Source organism: Bradyrhizobium sp. LHD-71, assembly GCF_031157255.1.
Lineage (GTDB): Bacteria > Pseudomonadota > Alphaproteobacteria > Rhizobiales > Xanthobacteraceae > P52-10.
Map to the genome: position 1 here is coordinate 97,329 of NZ_JAVIFX010000003.1, position 14,970 is coordinate 112,298.

15 protein-coding genes are annotated in these 14,970 nt (G+C 62.9%); 11 read left to right on the plus strand and 4 right to left on the minus strand.

Annotation, left to right across the window (positions count from 1 at the left end; translation table 11 throughout):
- Positions 1–26 precede the first annotated feature (26 nt).
- Positions 27–389, minus strand: coding sequence for a hypothetical protein (locus RCO31_RS03150; protein ID WP_308966772.1), 363 nt, complete (start codon positions 387–389; stop codon positions 27–29).
- A gap of 555 nt (positions 390–944) precedes the next feature.
- Between RCO31_RS03150 and RCO31_RS03155 the strand changes: the two genes are divergently transcribed.
- Complete coding sequence (locus tag RCO31_RS03155) at positions 945–1,925, plus strand: tripartite tricarboxylate transporter substrate binding protein (RefSeq protein ID WP_308966773.1); 981 nt, start codon at positions 945–947, stop codon at positions 1,923–1,925.
- A 31-nt stretch (positions 1,926–1,956) separates the two neighbouring features.
- Positions 1,957–3,159, plus strand: a complete 1,203-nt coding sequence (locus RCO31_RS03160) for a hypothetical protein (protein ID WP_308966774.1) — start codon at positions 1,957–1,959, stop codon at positions 3,157–3,159.
- 260 nt (positions 3,160–3,419) lie between these two features.
- On the opposite strand, the gene RCO31_RS03165 is transcribed toward RCO31_RS03160, so the two are convergent.
- Positions 3,420–4,250, minus strand: coding sequence for a TauD/TfdA family dioxygenase (locus tag RCO31_RS03165; protein WP_308966775.1), 831 nt, complete (start codon positions 4,248–4,250; stop codon positions 3,420–3,422).
- Between the two features lie 123 nt (positions 4,251–4,373).
- Between RCO31_RS03165 and RCO31_RS03170 the strand changes: the two genes are divergently transcribed.
- The 4 genes from RCO31_RS03170 (at position 4,374) to RCO31_RS03185 (ending at position 7,300) form a co-directional block, all read left to right on the plus strand.
- Positions 4,374–5,204, plus strand: coding sequence for a helix-turn-helix domain-containing protein (locus RCO31_RS03170; protein WP_308966776.1), 831 nt, complete (start codon positions 4,374–4,376; stop codon positions 5,202–5,204).
- A 170-nt stretch (positions 5,205–5,374) separates the two neighbouring features.
- The gene (locus tag RCO31_RS03175) at positions 5,375–5,839 is read left to right on the plus strand and encodes an Lrp/AsnC family transcriptional regulator (protein WP_308966777.1); all 465 of its coding nucleotides are present in this window, start codon (positions 5,375–5,377) and stop codon (positions 5,837–5,839) included.
- A 114-nt stretch (positions 5,840–5,953) separates the two neighbouring features.
- Positions 5,954–6,895 carry a TAXI family TRAP transporter solute-binding subunit gene (locus RCO31_RS03180; protein WP_308966778.1) on the plus strand — a complete coding sequence of 314 codons (942 nt, stop codon included), beginning with the start codon at positions 5,954–5,956 and terminating at the stop codon, positions 6,893–6,895.
- Positions 6,896–6,916: 21 nt separating this feature from the next.
- Positions 6,917–7,300 (plus strand): DUF1850 domain-containing protein, encoded by a 384-nt coding sequence (locus tag RCO31_RS03185; protein WP_308966779.1) that lies wholly within the window; start codon positions 6,917–6,919, stop codon positions 7,298–7,300.
- Positions 7,301–7,365: 65 nt separating this feature from the next.
- On the opposite strand, the gene RCO31_RS03190 is transcribed toward RCO31_RS03185, so the two are convergent.
- Positions 7,366–8,727, minus strand: a complete 1,362-nt coding sequence (locus RCO31_RS03190; RefSeq protein WP_308966780.1) for a hemolysin family protein — start codon at positions 8,725–8,727, stop codon at positions 7,366–7,368.
- Between the two features lie 248 nt (positions 8,728–8,975).
- On the opposite strand from RCO31_RS03190, the gene RCO31_RS03195 reads away from it, so the two are divergent.
- The 3 genes from RCO31_RS03195 (at position 8,976) to RCO31_RS03205 (ending at position 11,935) form a co-directional block, all read left to right on the plus strand.
- Positions 8,976–9,542: a hypothetical protein gene (locus RCO31_RS03195; RefSeq protein WP_308966781.1), complete on the plus strand. Its 567-nt coding sequence runs from the start codon at positions 8,976–8,978 to the stop codon at positions 9,540–9,542.
- Between the two features lie 138 nt (positions 9,543–9,680).
- The gene (locus RCO31_RS03200; RefSeq protein WP_308966782.1) at positions 9,681–11,597 is read left to right on the plus strand and encodes a propionyl-CoA synthetase; all 1,917 of its coding nucleotides are present in this window, start codon (positions 9,681–9,683) and stop codon (positions 11,595–11,597) included.
- Positions 11,598–11,677: 80 nt separating this feature from the next.
- Positions 11,678–11,935 carry a hypothetical protein gene (locus RCO31_RS03205; protein ID WP_308966783.1) on the plus strand — a complete coding sequence of 86 codons (258 nt, stop codon included), beginning with the start codon at positions 11,678–11,680 and terminating at the stop codon, positions 11,933–11,935.
- 82 nt (positions 11,936–12,017) lie between these two features.
- Here the strand turns inward: RCO31_RS03205 and RCO31_RS03210 are convergent, their stop codons facing one another.
- A complete protein-coding gene (locus RCO31_RS03210) occupies positions 12,018–12,719 on the minus strand; it encodes a cell cycle transcriptional regulator TrcR (RefSeq protein ID WP_308966784.1) in 702 nt (233 codons plus the stop codon).
- Positions 12,720–12,995: 276 nt separating this feature from the next.
- Between RCO31_RS03210 and ispH the strand changes: the two genes are divergently transcribed.
- Together ispH and RCO31_RS03220 are read left to right on the plus strand one after the other, a co-directional pair.
- Positions 12,996–13,970, plus strand: coding sequence for a 4-hydroxy-3-methylbut-2-enyl diphosphate reductase (ispH, locus tag RCO31_RS03215; protein WP_308966785.1), 975 nt, complete (start codon positions 12,996–12,998; stop codon positions 13,968–13,970).
- A 9-nt stretch (positions 13,971–13,979) separates the two neighbouring features.
- The gene (locus tag RCO31_RS03220; protein WP_308966786.1) at positions 13,980–14,960 is read left to right on the plus strand and encodes a homoserine kinase; all 981 of its coding nucleotides are present in this window, start codon (positions 13,980–13,982) and stop codon (positions 14,958–14,960) included.
- Positions 14,961–14,970 lie beyond the last annotated feature (10 nt).

The window sequence follows — 14,970 nt, forward strand, 5'->3', positions numbered from 1 at the left end:
TGGCAACGAAACCTGAAGGGTGGATGTCAGATCCGTGTCGCGGTCCACGTGCCGGAGCAGGGGCCGCCCCGCCACGTCCCTGAGCCCGAGGCTTCGGCCAGCTTGCCGCGGCCGAACGCGCGCTTGAGACCCTGGATAACGGTGACGGTAATGCCGCCACCCTGCGCGACACGACCGGACACGCCGACCTGCGAATGGCCTGAGGCGACGCGCCCATCGCTGATCTGGATTGGCAACGCCATGCCCGGCTCGCAGACACCCCTTGTGGTGACGATGCTGACCGTCCACGTCCCGTCGTACGACGCGGAAGCAGGTGCGATGCCGGCGGTGATGATGACAGATACTGCGAACGCGCCGATGATGACGCGGCTTCTGAAGACGTTCAGCACAATGACGTTCCCCGTTGGTGCGTCGATGCGCGTATCGACATTGCGCACAATGGAATGCGCGTGTTGAAAATAAAGTGTCGTCGATTTGGCTTCGCGCGCCCAGCAAAAAGCTGCAAATATTCGACGGAATTCACCGCTGCGTTTTGATGCTAAATAAGGCAACTTGAAGGCGAATGGTGAATGGCGAATAGTAAGTAGTGACGTAGGAGACGGCTCGCGCCGTCTTTTCTATTCACTACTCACTATTCGCCACTTGCGACTCCCAATTTGAAGAAAGGCCGCCGAGCGCAGTATACCGCCGGCGGCCTCCCCAGACGCCGGACAATTGAAATCAAGTCCAAGACGCGTAACTTACATGGACTTCTGTCCGGTCTGCGTCTTGTCCTCTCGTCGATGCGGGCCGTCAAAGCGAACCGCTCCTTAACCTGAATTATCAAGATTAACCGGGGCGCCGTGCGGTTCGACACACGCCGGGTTCCGCGATATGACCTGCACCGGTGCGATGCCTTTTTTGATCCCCATTCGCCCAAAAATTGTCTGGAGGACCGCCGGGATATGTCGAAATCGAGGTTCCTGCTGCTTGCTGCGGCCATTTTTGCCGCCGCGCCGCTTCTGCTGCAGCCGGCAGGCGCGCAGAACTATCCTGCTCGTCCCATCACGCTGGTCGTGCCGTTTGCACCCGGCGGTTCCACTTCGATTGTCGCACGCGCCATCGCGGACAAGATGGGCGAGACGCTGGGCCAGAAGGTCATTGTCGACAACCGCCCGGGCGCGGGCGGAACGATCGGCACCAAGGCCGTCGCCAACAGCGAGCCCGACGGCTACACCATCGTGCTCGGCTACACTGGCACCCTTGCGATCGGCCCCTCGCTTTATCCGAATGCCGGCTACGATCCGCGCAAGGATCTCACCGCGATCGGCCTGATCGGCCACGCGCCGAATTCCCTTGTCGTTCACCCGTCATTTCCCGCCAAGACGCTCAGCGAACTGATCGCCTATGCCAAGGCCAATCCGGGCAAGGTGAATTACGGTTCAGCTGGAGTCGGCACGGTCAGTCACGTGTCCGGCGAGTATTTCGCGAACGCGGCGGGCATTCGACTCGTACACGTGCCCTACAAAGGCACCGGCCCTGCACTGACCGATTTGCTCGGAGGCCACATTCCGATGGCGTTCGCGCCGGTGCCAGCGACACACAGCAGCGTTGCGGGCGGCCAGCTGCGTGCGCTCGCGGTAACCAGCACGACCCGCACCAGCCTGATGCCGGAGGTGCCGACCATTGCCGAAGCCGGCATCGCCGGTTTCGACGCATCGCTGTACTATGGCTTGGCGGCGCCTCCCGGTACGCCGCGCCCGGTCATCGACAAGCTCAACAAGGAGCTGCGTGCGGCGCTGGCGTCCGAGGACGTGAAGAAACGGCTGCTTGCCGACGGAACGGAGCCGACACCGGGCTCCCCGGAGGAATACGCGGCTTTCATCGACAAGGATGAGGCCAAATGGTCGAAGATTGTCAAGGCGAGCGGCACTAAGGCGGAGTGACGCTGAACGGCGAGCGTATCGTTTCAAATCGATGCCGAACCTGAAGTTCTTGCATCTCGCGCTGATCCCGGCCGCCTCCGTCGCGCTGGCGACGATGAGCCACGCGCAGCAACCGGCGCTGTCGAACGATGCGTCACCTGCTGTTGCGCCGGCAGCGAGCCCGCAGGCGATGGCCGAGTATCGCCGCAAGCTGCGCGATTACACACTTGCCTGGCAAAGTTTCGATTCCGCGGCCACGGCTTATTGGAACGCGGTCACAGAGAAACGGCGCTTGCGAATGGCGAAACGCCGCCACGGACAGGAGGTCGCTCTCGACGATTATGTGCTGACTCAGCCGCCCGTCTATGACGGTCCGCCGCGTCCGATTGATCCGTCGGCGCCCGATAAACCGGCGCCGGTACCGCGCGATGTCAAATACGTGCCGACGATTCCTGAGATGCTGGCGTCGGCGCAGAAGTATTTCCATTTCGTGCCGCAGCGTCCTGCAAGCGAGATCGAATTCAAGCGTGCCTATGCCCGGGCCGTCGCCGCCGAGGGCGTCCCCGCCGACCTTGCCGTCAGGCTTTATGCCTTCGAGACGGGCGGGATCGGCACGTACGACGTACAATCGGGGCTGTTGAACGCGCGGCCCGGCGCGAAGCCATTGTCGCCGGCCATCGGCTACAATCAATTGCTCATTACGTACACCATGCATCTCCTCGCGGATCACGGCGATGATTTCGTGCGCGCATTGACGGCAAAGGCGGCCGCTCTGACTGGAGCGCGCCACAACGCGATGACGGCGAAAATGGCCGCTCTGCGGCGCATGATCGCATTCAGCCGCACGGTGCCATCCGACTGGAATTCGCAGGAGAAGCTCGGCGAGACGCAGCAAGGCTGGGGTGTCCACGCCGTATTGCTCGATATCGACATCGGGCCGTTGCTGCAGGCGCGTAAACTCGTCGGCTCGATCCGTTTCGCGCGGATGCGCGGTTATCGCGACCGACTGACGGCGGCTGAGCTGCAGATGATGAACCTGACGGGTGACGGCTCGGGGCTCGACATCATCATGATGCCGCAGGTAATGCGCGAGCGGGTGCCGACGTCGAACTTCTTTCAGCGGCGCGGCTATGAGCGCAATACCGTCGCCAGCCGCAACAACACGGTCGCAAAGCTCTTGAGCGTGACCGATGCGCGCATGGACGCCGCCGTTCAGCAGCCAGGCGCGAGGGATCTGGCAGCGAGCTTTCAATAGAACGGGGCGATTTCAGGCGGAATCTCCGTCGCCATGCCCATAGCCGTTCGAAGAACGGCGTCGCTTCGCTCGCCTATAGCCGTTCGAAGAACGGCGTCGCTTCGCTCGCCCGTAGCCGTTGGAAGAACTGCGTCGCTTCGCTCACCTATGGGAGGCGGGCATCCAGTACACCGCAGCGCTCATTCTATTACAGGCGCTTGAGGTTTACTGGGTCCGCGCTTTCGCGAGAACGACGCTGAGATAGTGGCAGCGGCGTTACCTCATCTGAGGAATGGCTTGTCGCCGCACACCGTGACCCTGTGGGCGTAACGGCGGTTTGGCCAGTAGTCGAACATCGCCTGATGCTGGCAGCTGCGATTGTCCCAGAACGCCATGGAATGCTTCTGCCATTTGAAGCGGCAGTGAAATTCCGGCGTCTCGACGTGACGGAACAGCATCTCCAGCAGCGCGTCGCTCTCGTTGCGCTTGAGCTGCGCGATCTTGGTCGTGAAACCGCGGTTGACGAACAGGAGCTTGCGCTGAGTGACAGGATGCGTGCGAATGACGGGGTGCTCGGCCTGTGGAAACTGCTGGTCGGTCGCGCCGTCGCGACGGCGGTGCGTATGCGCCTTGGTGCTGTCGTGGATCGCGGTGAGGCCTTCGAGGTAGTGCTTCATCGAATCCGACAGCGCATTGTAGGCGGCATACATGTTGGCGAACATGGTGTCGCCGCCGCCGTTGACGGCAGGTTCGTGCATGTAGAGGATCGAGCCCATCGGCGGCTCGACGTCGCATGAGACGTCGGAATGCCATTCCTCGCCGGCGACGTGCTTGCTCTTCTCGTCGGCCTTGATGACGAGGATCTCCGGATGTCCCTCGATCAGCTTCGGCGCGTTCGGATGGAAGTGCAGCTTGCCGAAGCGTTGGCCGAACGCCTTGTGCTGCTCGACGGTGAGATTCTGGTCGCGGAAGAAGATCACCAGATTGTCCATCAGCGCATCGTGGACCTCCTGGAACTGCTGATTGCCCAAGGGTTGCGACAGGTCGACGCCATGAACTTCTGCGCCGATGGTCGGAGTCAGCTTGCGAACCTCGATGGTCTGGTAGCTCATGGCGTTCTCCCGATGCTCCGCGGCATTCGATGTCGCCGCGAAATTTCGCCAAGCTTAGCAAGCCGGATCGCGCGCGAGCCCCGCTAAATCGACAAATTCCGTATTACGGAATAAGCTTTCGGCATGCCACTCGCCGCACCGTCAGCCATCGAACCGGTCGAGCGCGCCTTCAGAGTGCTGGAGGCGCTCAACCGGCATCGCACCTCGACGCTCACTGCACTCGCAGCTGCGACCGCGCTGCCGAAGTCGACGACGGCGCGACTGCTCGAAACCCTGGTCGCGCTAGGCTACGTCACGCACGTGTCGCGCAGCATGGGTTATCGGATCACTGATCGGGTGCTGACGCTCGCAGCCGGTGTCCGTTTCGTCGACAATCTAGTGAACGCTGCCGCCGGTCCGATGAGCGAATTTACGGCAAGCACCGGCTGGCCCCTCTATCTCGGAACCGTCAGCGACGCGCTTGTGCTGATCCGTCACAGCACGGCGCCGGAGAGTCCGATGTCGTTCGAGACTGTCGGTTACGACTTGAAATTCCGGATCTATGAAAGCGCGCTTGGACTTGCGTATCTTTCGTTTTGCGCCGCCGATGAACGTCGGTCGATCATCGACGCCATCGGGACTGATGGAGGGCGATTCAGTATCGCCCAGCGAACTGCGCTGGAGCGGCATCTGGCGCTCGTTCGTGAACGCGGTTACGCATTCACCAGGTCGGCCCGGTCCCGCCGCGTCAACGGAATGGCGGTTCCAATTGTGCGCGGGCAACAGGTGCTCGGCGCCCTGACGTTGCGGTATCCAAAGCGCGTGATGACAGAAGACCAGGTGGCCGCTCGGTTCGCGGCGCAACTCACCACAACTGCAAGAGACATCGCCGCGCGTGCGTTTGAGCGGCGCTGGCCGGAACAAGTTCGTGGGCCGGGCGCTCGCCGCGAGCGCAGCAGAAAGAACCGGCACTGAGCTGGTGTAGGCGCGTTCTGCAACTCCGCTGCCCGATTTGGCAGGCTTGTTCCGAAAAAACTCTGCGTTTTTCAACGTATTGGCTTTTGCAGGTTCCGTCGTCGGGCGATAGGCATCGATCGTCGAGCCGCGTATAAGCCTTCGGGGGCGCGCGTGGGAATGACGGCGACATGCGTGATACGTTCGATGAAATCGATCGCAAGCTGATTGCGCTCTTGCAGGACAACGATCGCCTGTCGCTCGCCGAACTTAGCAGTGCGACAGGAAGCGCATCGTCCACGGTCAACGACCGCATCAAGCGGCTCGTGCGCAACGGAATCATCACCGGCTTTCATGCGCGGCTGTCGAGCGAGGCGCTGGGCCTCGAACTGCTCGCCTTCGTGCTCGTCGGCTGGAGCGATCCGAAAGTCGAAACGAAATTCATCGAGTGCATCAAACAATCGCCGGATGTGCTCGAGTGTCATCATATTACCGGTGCGTGGAATTATCTTCTCAAGGTGCGAGTGCGCACGACCCGCGATCTCGAACGGTTTCTGGCCAATACAGTGAAGGGCATCGAGGGCGTGCAACGCACCGACACCATGATCGTGCTGTCGTCCGCGAAAGAGACATGGACGATGCCTGTTCCTGAATGATGCGCGTTTCCAGGTAGTGGAGTCATATCTTATTCAGTTGGTGTCGTGAATCTGTCGGGCCGGAGATGCCCTGCGACTGCTCTCACTCACAGCAACGGATTCGGAGGAACTTCGATGCGAAGTCTGCTCGCCCTCGTTGCGGCGGCCTTTATGCTAGCTGCGCCGCCGGCCGAGGCTCAGCAGTCCATCACCATCCTCACCGGCGGCACGTCGGGCATCTACTATCCGCTCGGCGTTGCCCTCGGCGAAATCTACGAAAAGGAAATCCCGAACGTGAAGACGCAGGTGCAAGCCACCAAGGCGTCCGTCGAAAACCTGATCCTGCTGCAACAGCGCCGGGGCGACATCGCCTTCACGCTCGGCGACGCGCTGAAGGCTGCCTGGGATGGCGATGAGGACGCGGGTTTTAAATCGAAGCTCGCCGACTTGCGCGCGATCGCGGCGATCTATCCCAACTACATCCAGCTCATGGCCGTGAAGGACAGCAACATCAGGACGGTCACCGACTTGAGGGGCAAGAGCCTCTCGGTCGGCGCGCCGAAATCCGGTACCGAACTCAACACCCGCGCGATCCTGAGAGCAGCGCGTATGACCTATGCCGACATCGGCAAGATCGACTATCTGCCGTTCGCCGAGTCGGTCGACCTGATGAAGAGCGGCCGGTTGAGCGCGACGCTGCAGTCGGCCGGCCTCGGCGTGGCCAGTTTGCGCGATCTGTCCAATGCGATGGAGGTGACCGTCGTGGCGGTGCCGAAGGCCATCGTCGACCGGATGGGATCACCTTTCATCCCGGCGACGATTCCGGCAAACACGTACGAGGGCCAGGACAGCGATGTCGAAACGGCCGCGGTCCCGAATTATCTGGTCACCCATTCAGGCGTATCCGAACAGCTGGTGTACGAGATGACCAAGCTGCTGTTCGAGTCGTTGCCGGCGCTTGCCAGCGCCCATGCCGCAGGCGGGCACATCAAGCTCGAGAATGCGCTGACCGGCGTGCCGATCCCGCTGCATCCCGGCGCGGAACGCTATTACAGGGAGAAGGGGCTGAAGAATTAGGTCCGACCGACTGGTGATCCCATGAGCGTGTGTTTCATCGCGGGCACGATCGTCAAGGCACTTCAGGTCTCGGCCTTCACGCTTGCCTGGACGCATTCGGTCGAGAAGACGGACTGGCAGGAGGATTGGCGGGTCACACGCAACGGCCTGATGTTGGTCGAAGCGCGCGTCAAAGGTTCCGGCGCAGGCATCGACCCGCCGGCGCACGCACGCCTTGTCGATGGTTGGTGGCGCTGGCGCCCGCCGACCGTCAGCCGCAGTGAGGTTACGCTCGCCAATTCAGGCGCGGTCCCCGACTGGCGGATCTGCGTCGGCGGCAGATGCGCACCACTGCACGCGACGATCGGGCTTGCAGCAGGAACGGGGCCTGTCGTCATGCAGCGCTGCCCGGAGAATGCCTCTTAGGCCTTCGTCAACCTCGTTACCGGGCCGGTAGGCAAGTCGCCCTGTGTCGTTTTGAACGGCGACAGCTATTTCGCCTGCGCGCTCTTTTTCGAGCGACCGTTGCGGAGCGCGGCCTCCTGCTGCTGCGCCTGACGCGCGGCCTTCGGCTCAAGTCGCGACGCAAGGATTTTGTCGATGCGCCGCCCATCCATGTCCATCACTTCGAACCGCCAGCCGTTGCGCTCGAAACTGCCGCCGACCTCCGGCAGCGTTCCGAAGCCTTGCAGCATGAAGCCTGCGACGGTGTGGAAGCTGCGGATTTCCGGCACCTGAATCGAAAGCAGGTCAGCGAATTCGTCGACCGGCATCCAGCCCGAGATCAGATACGAGCCGTCGTCACGCGGCACGGCCGCAGGCTCGGCGGGCCCTTCTTCCGTCTTGAAGCTGCCGACAATCGATTCGAGAATGTCTGCGCTGGTGACAACGCCCTGGAAACCACCGTACTCGTCATAGACGAGGCCCATATGCACCGGGGAATCCTTCAGGATCGCAACCACGTCGCGTGCGTCGGCGGACTCAGGGATCACCGGCGCCTGGCGGACCAGGCTGCTGACGTCGGGCGTGCCGCCGGACATGCAGGCGTCCAGCAGGTCCTTGGCCTGAACAATGCCGACCGGGTGATCGGGGTCGCCTTCATGCGCCGGCAATCGGGAGTGCGGGCTCTCGGTGAAAGTTACGCGGATCGTGTCGAAATCATCCGTCAGGTCGATCATGTTGACGTCGCGCCGCGGCGTCATGACGGCACCGACCGGCCTGTCGCCAAGCCGCATCACGCCTGCAATCATTTCCTTCTCGCCGGGTTCGAGTACGCCGGCGTTCTCGGCCTCGAGGATCAGCGTGCGGATTTCATCCTCGGTGACTCTTTCCTCCTTCTTGCCGCGATGGCCGAGCAGCCAGAGCAAGGCCCTTCCGGACAGATCAAGCAGGGTGACCACTGGCGAGCAGAGTTTTGCCAGCAGCGTCATTGCCGGCGCGACTTTCAGCGCCACAGCTTCCGGATTGCGAAGCGCAATCTGCTTCGGCACGAGCTCGCCGACAATCAGCGAAGCGTAAGTGATCAACGTGACCACCACGCCGACGCCGGCAATGTCGGCCGCGCGCTGCGGCATGCCGAGCTCTGCCATCCAGTCGGTCAGGCGCAGGCCGAGCGTGGCGCCCGATACGGCGCCAGACAGCACGCCGACCAGCGTAATGCCGATCTGCACAGTGGAGAGAAATTTGCCGGGATCCGACGCCAGCACCAGCGCGCGCCGCGAGCCGGACGCGCCCTTTTCGACAAGTGCCGCCAGCCGCGCGGGCCGGGACGACACGATGGCGAGCTCCGACATCGCGAGCAGGCCATTGATGACGATCAGGACCGTGATGATCCCGAGTTCCAGAATTAACATTTTGCCTTTTGGCGACCACCTTTCGCCCGACACGATATAGGAATTTGGCAACCGCTGCGCCGGGGGAGACGAGAATTTGTCGAGCGAAGTGTCGCCATCAAAAATTTACAAGTAAAAACAAATGATTAGGTGCGAAAAGTGCGTGTGCATGGCTGGTTTGAAGCTGCATTTTCACGCGCGATGCCTGCTATCGTGCCGAGGAATCAGACGGAACCGGACCTGAGAGTTTCGATGCACGAGGCCCCTCCATGCGGCAGGCGCTTCTCATCTTCGCCTTCAGCCTCGGGTTGAGCGCGGCGGATGCCACAGCTGCCGACCTGCCAGGTGCGGACTGTATCCAGGGTAGCGCGGCGACGCCGGAACGCGCGATCGAGGACTGCGACGCTCTCTTGATGGAGAAGGCGACGGCAGAGGCGCGCGCGCCGGACATCCTTCTTGCCCGCGCCGAGGCATTCGTTCGTCAGGGCCGGCTGAGGCCTGCGGTCGAGGATCTCGGTCATGTCGTCACCCTGCGTCCGGACTACACGCAGGCTTTTCTCAGGCGTGCTGAACTTCACCGGACGCTTGCCGAAGCCGATGCGGCGATCCGCGATTTCAGTGCGGCCATCCGACTCGACCCGACGAACACGAACGCGTTGTTTGCACGCGCAGAGCTTTATCGCGCGAAGATCGACCGGCGGCGGGCGCTTGCCGACTACGCAACAGTGCTGCGCTTGGACCCGACGCATGAAGCTGCCCGCGCTGGTCACAAGTCGCTGGCGCTGGAAATCGAACGGCTCGGCGCGACCATGCCGACGCAGCCGTCCGGCCGCTAGACATGGCGTGAACAGCGACGTTTGCGAGGCGCCAGGGGTTCGCACACAAGGTTGCTGCAGCGGGGTGCGGACGTTAGAACCAGGACACGAGGCCGTGACAAACCGTTGAAGTCTGCGACCCGTGCGGGAGAAACGCCAATGAACGCTCGGAAAAAAAGCCGCTACCACGACGTCTATGCGCGCGCGATGAGTGACCCGGAGGGCTTTTGGGCGGAAGCCGCAACGGAAATCGACTGGATCAAGCCTGCGGACAAGGTCTTCGACGCTTCGCAGGGCGTTTATGGGCGCTGGTTTGCCGGCGCCGTCGTCAACACCTGCTACAACGCGCTCGATCGCCATGTGGCGAACGGGCGCGCAGATCAGGTCGCACTGATCCACGACTCGCCGCTGACCGGCAGCATCGCGAAGTTCACCTACCGCCAGATGCTGGACGAAGTGAAGACGCTCGCGGCGATCATGCAGGAGTTCGGCGTTACCAAGGGCGATCGCGTCATCATCTACATGCCGCTCGTGCCGGAAGCCGTGATCGGCATGCTGGCCTGCGCGCGCATAGGCGCCGTGCACTCGGTGGTGTTCGGCGGCTTTGCAGCCAAGGAGCTGGCGACGCGGATCGACGACGCCGAGCCGAAACTCATTCTCTCGGCAAGCTGTGGAATCGAGCCCGGACGGATCGTCAAGTACAAGCCGTTGCTCGACGAGGCGATCGATCTGTCGAAGACAAAGCCGTCCGCCTGCATCGTGCTGCAGCGGCCGCAGGAAATCTGTGCGCTCACTCCGGGGCGCGATCACGACTGGGCCGAGCTGCGCGGCAAGGCTGTTGCGGCAGGCAAGGCCGCCGATTGCGTGCCGGTGGCCGCCACCGATCCGCTGTATATCCTCTACACGTCGGGCACCACCGGCATTCCGAAGGGCGTGGTGCGCGACAATGGCGGGCACCTGGTTGCGCTGAAGTGGTCGATGTTCAACCTCTACGGCGTGAAGCCCGGCGAGGTGTGGTGGTGCGGCTCCGACATCGGCTGGGTGGTCGGCCATTCCTACATCGTCTATGGCCCGCTGATACACGGTGCGACCTCGATCATGTACGAAGGCAAGCCGGTTGGGACGCCGGATGCGGGCGCCTATTGGCGCGTGATCGCCCAACATGGCGCGGTGGCGCTGTTCACGGCCCCGACCGCGTTCCGCGCGATCAAGAAGGAAGATCCCGACGGCAAGCTGCTCGCGCAATACGACCTGTCGAAATTCCGGACGCTGTTTCTCGCCGGCGAGCGCGCCGATCCGCCGACGGTGGAATGGGCGGAGCAGCAGTTGAAAGTGCCGGTGATCGATCACTGGTGGCAGACGGAGACCGGCTGGTGCATTGCCGGCAATCCGGTCGGCCTTGGGCAACTGCCGGTGAAGCACGGCTCACCGACGGTGCCGATGCCGGGCTATCAGGTCGACGTGGTCGACGAGGCGGCAAGGCCCGTTGCCGCGAATACCATGGGTTCGATCGTCATCAAGCTGCCGATGCCGCCGGCGTGCCTGCCGACGCTGTGGAATAACGATGCGCGTTTCAAGGACGCCTATCTCACGGAGTTCCCCGGCTATTACAAGACGTCCGACGCCGGCTTCAAGGACGAGGACGGCTATGTGTTTGTGATGGGCCGGACCGACGACATCATCAACGTGGCCGGCCACCGCCTGTCGACCGGCGGCATGGAAGAGGTGCTGGCGTCGCATCCCGATGTCGCCGAATGCGCGGTGCTCGGCATCAAGGACGAGCTGAAGGGCGAAGTGCCGTGCGGCTTTCTCGTGCTGAAGGCGGGCGTCACCCGGTCGCAGGGCGATATCGAGCGCGAGGTGGTGGCGCTGGTGCGCGAGAAGATCGGTCCGGTGGCCGCCTTCAAGCTGGCGATCACCGTCGGCCGCCTGCCGAAGACGCGATCGGGGAAGATCCTGCGCGGCACCATGAAGAAGATCGCCGACGGCGACAGCTGGAGCATGCCCGCCACCATCGATGATCCGGCGATCCTCGACGAGATCGGCGGCGCGCTGAAGGAGCGCGGCGTGGGGTGAGCAGTTTGCATCTACCTGCCGCCATCGATAGGCCACATGCGTCCTATTCAACGAGGCCGGACACCGATCGGACGAGGCTTATGCGCGCAACGACATCACGATTCCTGCTGACGATCGTCGTTGGCCTCTCGCTTGCCGGCTGTTTGCAGACGAGCCGCCAGTCGCCGACGGCGAGTGCGACGGATGACGACACGTTTTGCCAACGCAACGCCGGCACGCCCGGCTCGAACACCTATGCCGCGTGCATGAAGGACCGTGACATCGCGCGCGAGCAGAGCCAGGCGCGAGTCGATCGCGCTCATCGGCGCGTGACCGAGGACATGCTGAACGCGAGGTAGTACGCGTCCTCGCCGCGAACGAAGCCCGACGCTCATCGCTGCCGGGCAGGGCGGCACGAGGTATGGACGAACTCGGCGGCCGTTATTCCTCGTCCTTCTTGCCGCCGCCAAGCTGCTTGAGCTTTGCGAATACTCTGGCCTCGTCCATCTCTTCGTCGGATGTCGCCGGCTGGGTCGGCGCCTCGTCGTCCTCGACCTTCTTCGTGGTCTCGGACGCCGGCAGCAGCGTCGCGCCGCCGTAGGCGGTTGCGGCCGGCTTCTCCTTCGCCGCACGCTGGACCTCGAAGTCGAGGTCGATCTGCGAGCACAGGCCGAGCGTTACCGGGTCCATCGGCGTGAGCTGCGCCGTATTCCAGTGGGTGCGGTCGCGGATCGAGGCGATCGTCGTCTTGGTGGTGCCGACGAGGCGCATGATCTGCGCGTCCTTCAGTTCGGGGTGATTGCGCACCAGCCACAGGATCGCGCTTGGACGCTCGTGGCGGCGCGACACCGGCGTGTAGCGCGGGCCCTTCTTGCGCTTCGGCTCCGGCAAGCGAACCTTGGTCTCGCTGAGCTTCAGCCGGTGGGCCGGATCTGCCTCGCCGCGCGCGATCTCCTCGCGGGTCAGTTGTCCGTTCGAGATCGGGTCGGAGCCCTTGATGCCCTGGGCCGCATCTCCGTCGGCGATGGCACGCACCTCGAGCGGGTGCATCTTGCAGAAATCGGCCACCTGGTCGAAGGAGAGGGCGGTATTATCGACCAGCCAGACGGCGGTCGCTTTGGGCATGAGGGGGGCGGTGCTCACGGGCAAATCTCCTTTGCGCTTCGTCCGCCTTTTGGAGGCGAAGCCGGGTCATCTCTGATGACGGGAATTGCGCCCTATATAGGCGTTTCGGGGGTCTTCGCGCAATGGTTTACGGGCCGTTCCGATACCCCTTTGAACCGCCCCGCTTGACTTCCCGACCCATGAGGGCCAAGTCGTTGTGCAACGTGCCGCTGACCGCCGATTCAACTTCTAAATGCCCGGCGGAATGGGCCAAAACCGTCCGTTTCGGACCGCATTGTCGCTAGAGACCAGCCCATGACGGCACCTCGCAAGCCAGAGCTTCATATTGTCCTTTGTTCCCCTCGCGGTTTTTGCGCCGGCGTGGTCCGCGCCATCGATACGGTGGAACGGGCACTGAAACTGTACGGTCCGCCGGTCTATGTCCGGCACGAAATCGTCCATAACCGCCATGTGGTGGAAAGCCTTCGCACCAAGGGTGCGATCTTCGTCGAGGAGCTGGACGAGATTCCGGACACCGACGCGCCGGTGGTGTTCTCCGCGCATGGCGTGCCGAAGTCGATCCCGGCTGAAGCCGAGCGTCGCAATTTCTTCGCGCTGGACGCAACCTGCCCGCTGGTGACCAAGGTCCATCGCGAGGCGGAAATCCATTTCAAGCGCGGGCGTGAGATCGCGATGATCGGTCACGCGGGTCACCCGGAGGTCGTCGGTACGCTGGGACAGCTGCCGCCGGGCGCGGTGATCCTGATCGAGACCGTTGAGCAGGCGAAGAAATTTCAGCCGAACGATGCGTCGAAGCTCGCCTTCGTGACGCAGACCACGCTCTCCATCGATGACACCGCGGCGATCGTTGCGACGTTGAAGGCACGCTTCCCGGACATCATCGGTCCACACAAGGAAGACATTTGCTACGCGACCACCAACCGCCAGCTCGCGGTGAAAAAGGTTGCTCCGGTGGTCGACGCGATGATCGTGGTCGGCTCGCCGAACTCCTCGAACTCGCAACGCTTGCGCGAGGTTGCCGAACACGAGGGTTGCCCCCGCGCGGTGCTGGTCAACGGCGCGGCCGATCTCGACTGGTCGATGTTCGAGGGCGTCAGCCGGCTCGGCATCACCGCAGGCGCCTCGGCGCCGGAGGTGCTCGTCGAGGAAATCCTCGACGCGTTCGCGGAGAAATACACGCTGCGCGTGGACTCGGTGTCTGCGGCGTCTGAAGACGGAATCTTCTTCCCGCTGCCACGGCCGCTGCGGCCTGCCACCGCCGCCGAATAGGACCGCCCAATGGCGGTCTATACCGACGTCTCCGTCGAAGAACTGACGGCCTTTCTGAAAGATTACGACATCGGCGAACTGCTCTCCTACAAGGGCATCGCCGAAGGCGTCGAGAACTCCAATTTTCTTTTGCACACCAGCAAGGGCGCGTTCATCCTCACGCTTTATGAAAAGCGGGTGGCGGCGGCCGATCTGCCGTTCTTCCTGTCGCTGATGGCGCACCTCGCGGCGCACGGCGTGAGCTGCCCGCAGCCGGCCAAAAACCGCAGGGGCGAAGTCTATTCGCCGCTCGCCGGACGGCCCGCGGCGATCATCGATTTCCTTGAAGGCATGTGGCCGCGACGGCCCAACGCTGTGCATTGCGCGGGCGTCGGCGAGGTGCTCGCGAAGTTGCATCTCGCCGGTCATGACTTTCCGCTTGTGCGAAAGAACCCGCTGTCGGTCACGGGCTGGCGGCCGCTGTTCGAACAGGCCGCGCAGCGTGCGAACGAGGTGCAGCACGGGCTTTACGAACTCCTGAGCGCCGAACTCGATCATCTGGAGCGAAGCTGGCCTGAGGGCCTGCCGCAGGGGGTGATCCACGCCGACCTGTTTCCCGACAATGTGCTTTTCCTCGGCGACAAGGTGTCGGGCGTGATCGATTTCCCGTTCGCCTGCAACGATTTCCTCGCTTACGATGTCGCCATCTGCCTCAACGCCTGGTGTTTCGAGGCCGATCACGCGTTCAACGTCACCAAGGCGCGCGCGCTTCTGAGTGGCTATTCGCGTTGCCGTCCGCTGTCGACCGCGGAACAGGATGCCTTGCCGTTGCTGGCGCGGGGCGCGGCATTGCGTTTCCTTTTGACGCGGCTGGTCGACTGGCTCAACGTCCCGCCGGGAGCGCTTGTGCGGCCGAAAGATCCGGTCGAATACGTGCGGAAGCTGCGCTTCCATCAGGCTGTCAGCAGCGTGCGCGACTATGGCCTTGCACAATCAGGTTACGCAGCGTGAACAAGCAGAA

What these genes read in the sequence shown, in the direction of transcription:
- RCO31_RS03200 (WP_308966782.1), top strand. Translation starts at nt 9,681, where the DNA reads ATGAACGCTCGGAAAAAAAGCCGCTACCACGACGTCTATGCGCGCGCG.
- RCO31_RS03165 (WP_308966775.1), bottom strand. Translation starts at nt 4,250, where the DNA reads ATGAGCTACCAGACCATCGAGGTTCGCAAGCTGACTCCGACCATCGGC.
- RCO31_RS03160 (WP_308966774.1), top strand. Translation starts at nt 1,957, where the DNA reads ATGCCGAACCTGAAGTTCTTGCATCTCGCGCTGATCCCGGCCGCCTCC.
- RCO31_RS03220 (WP_308966786.1), top strand. Translation starts at nt 13,980, where the DNA reads ATGGCGGTCTATACCGACGTCTCCGTCGAAGAACTGACGGCCTTTCTG.
- RCO31_RS03175 (WP_308966777.1), top strand. Translation starts at nt 5,375, where the DNA reads ATGCGTGATACGTTCGATGAAATCGATCGCAAGCTGATTGCGCTCTTG.
- RCO31_RS03195 (WP_308966781.1), top strand. Translation starts at nt 8,976, where the DNA reads ATGCGGCAGGCGCTTCTCATCTTCGCCTTCAGCCTCGGGTTGAGCGCG.
- RCO31_RS03170 (WP_308966776.1), top strand. Translation starts at nt 4,374, where the DNA reads ATGCCACTCGCCGCACCGTCAGCCATCGAACCGGTCGAGCGCGCCTTC.
- RCO31_RS03205 (WP_308966783.1), top strand. Translation starts at nt 11,678, where the DNA reads ATGCGCGCAACGACATCACGATTCCTGCTGACGATCGTCGTTGGCCTC.
- RCO31_RS03185 (WP_308966779.1), top strand. Translation starts at nt 6,917, where the DNA reads ATGAGCGTGTGTTTCATCGCGGGCACGATCGTCAAGGCACTTCAGGTC.
- RCO31_RS03190 (WP_308966780.1), bottom strand. Translation starts at nt 8,727, where the DNA reads ATGTTAATTCTGGAACTCGGGATCATCACGGTCCTGATCGTCATCAAT.
- RCO31_RS03180 (WP_308966778.1), top strand. Translation starts at nt 5,954, where the DNA reads ATGCGAAGTCTGCTCGCCCTCGTTGCGGCGGCCTTTATGCTAGCTGCG.
- RCO31_RS03155 (WP_308966773.1), top strand. Translation starts at nt 945, where the DNA reads ATGTCGAAATCGAGGTTCCTGCTGCTTGCTGCGGCCATTTTTGCCGCC.
- ispH (WP_308966785.1), top strand. Translation starts at nt 12,996, where the DNA reads ATGACGGCACCTCGCAAGCCAGAGCTTCATATTGTCCTTTGTTCCCCT.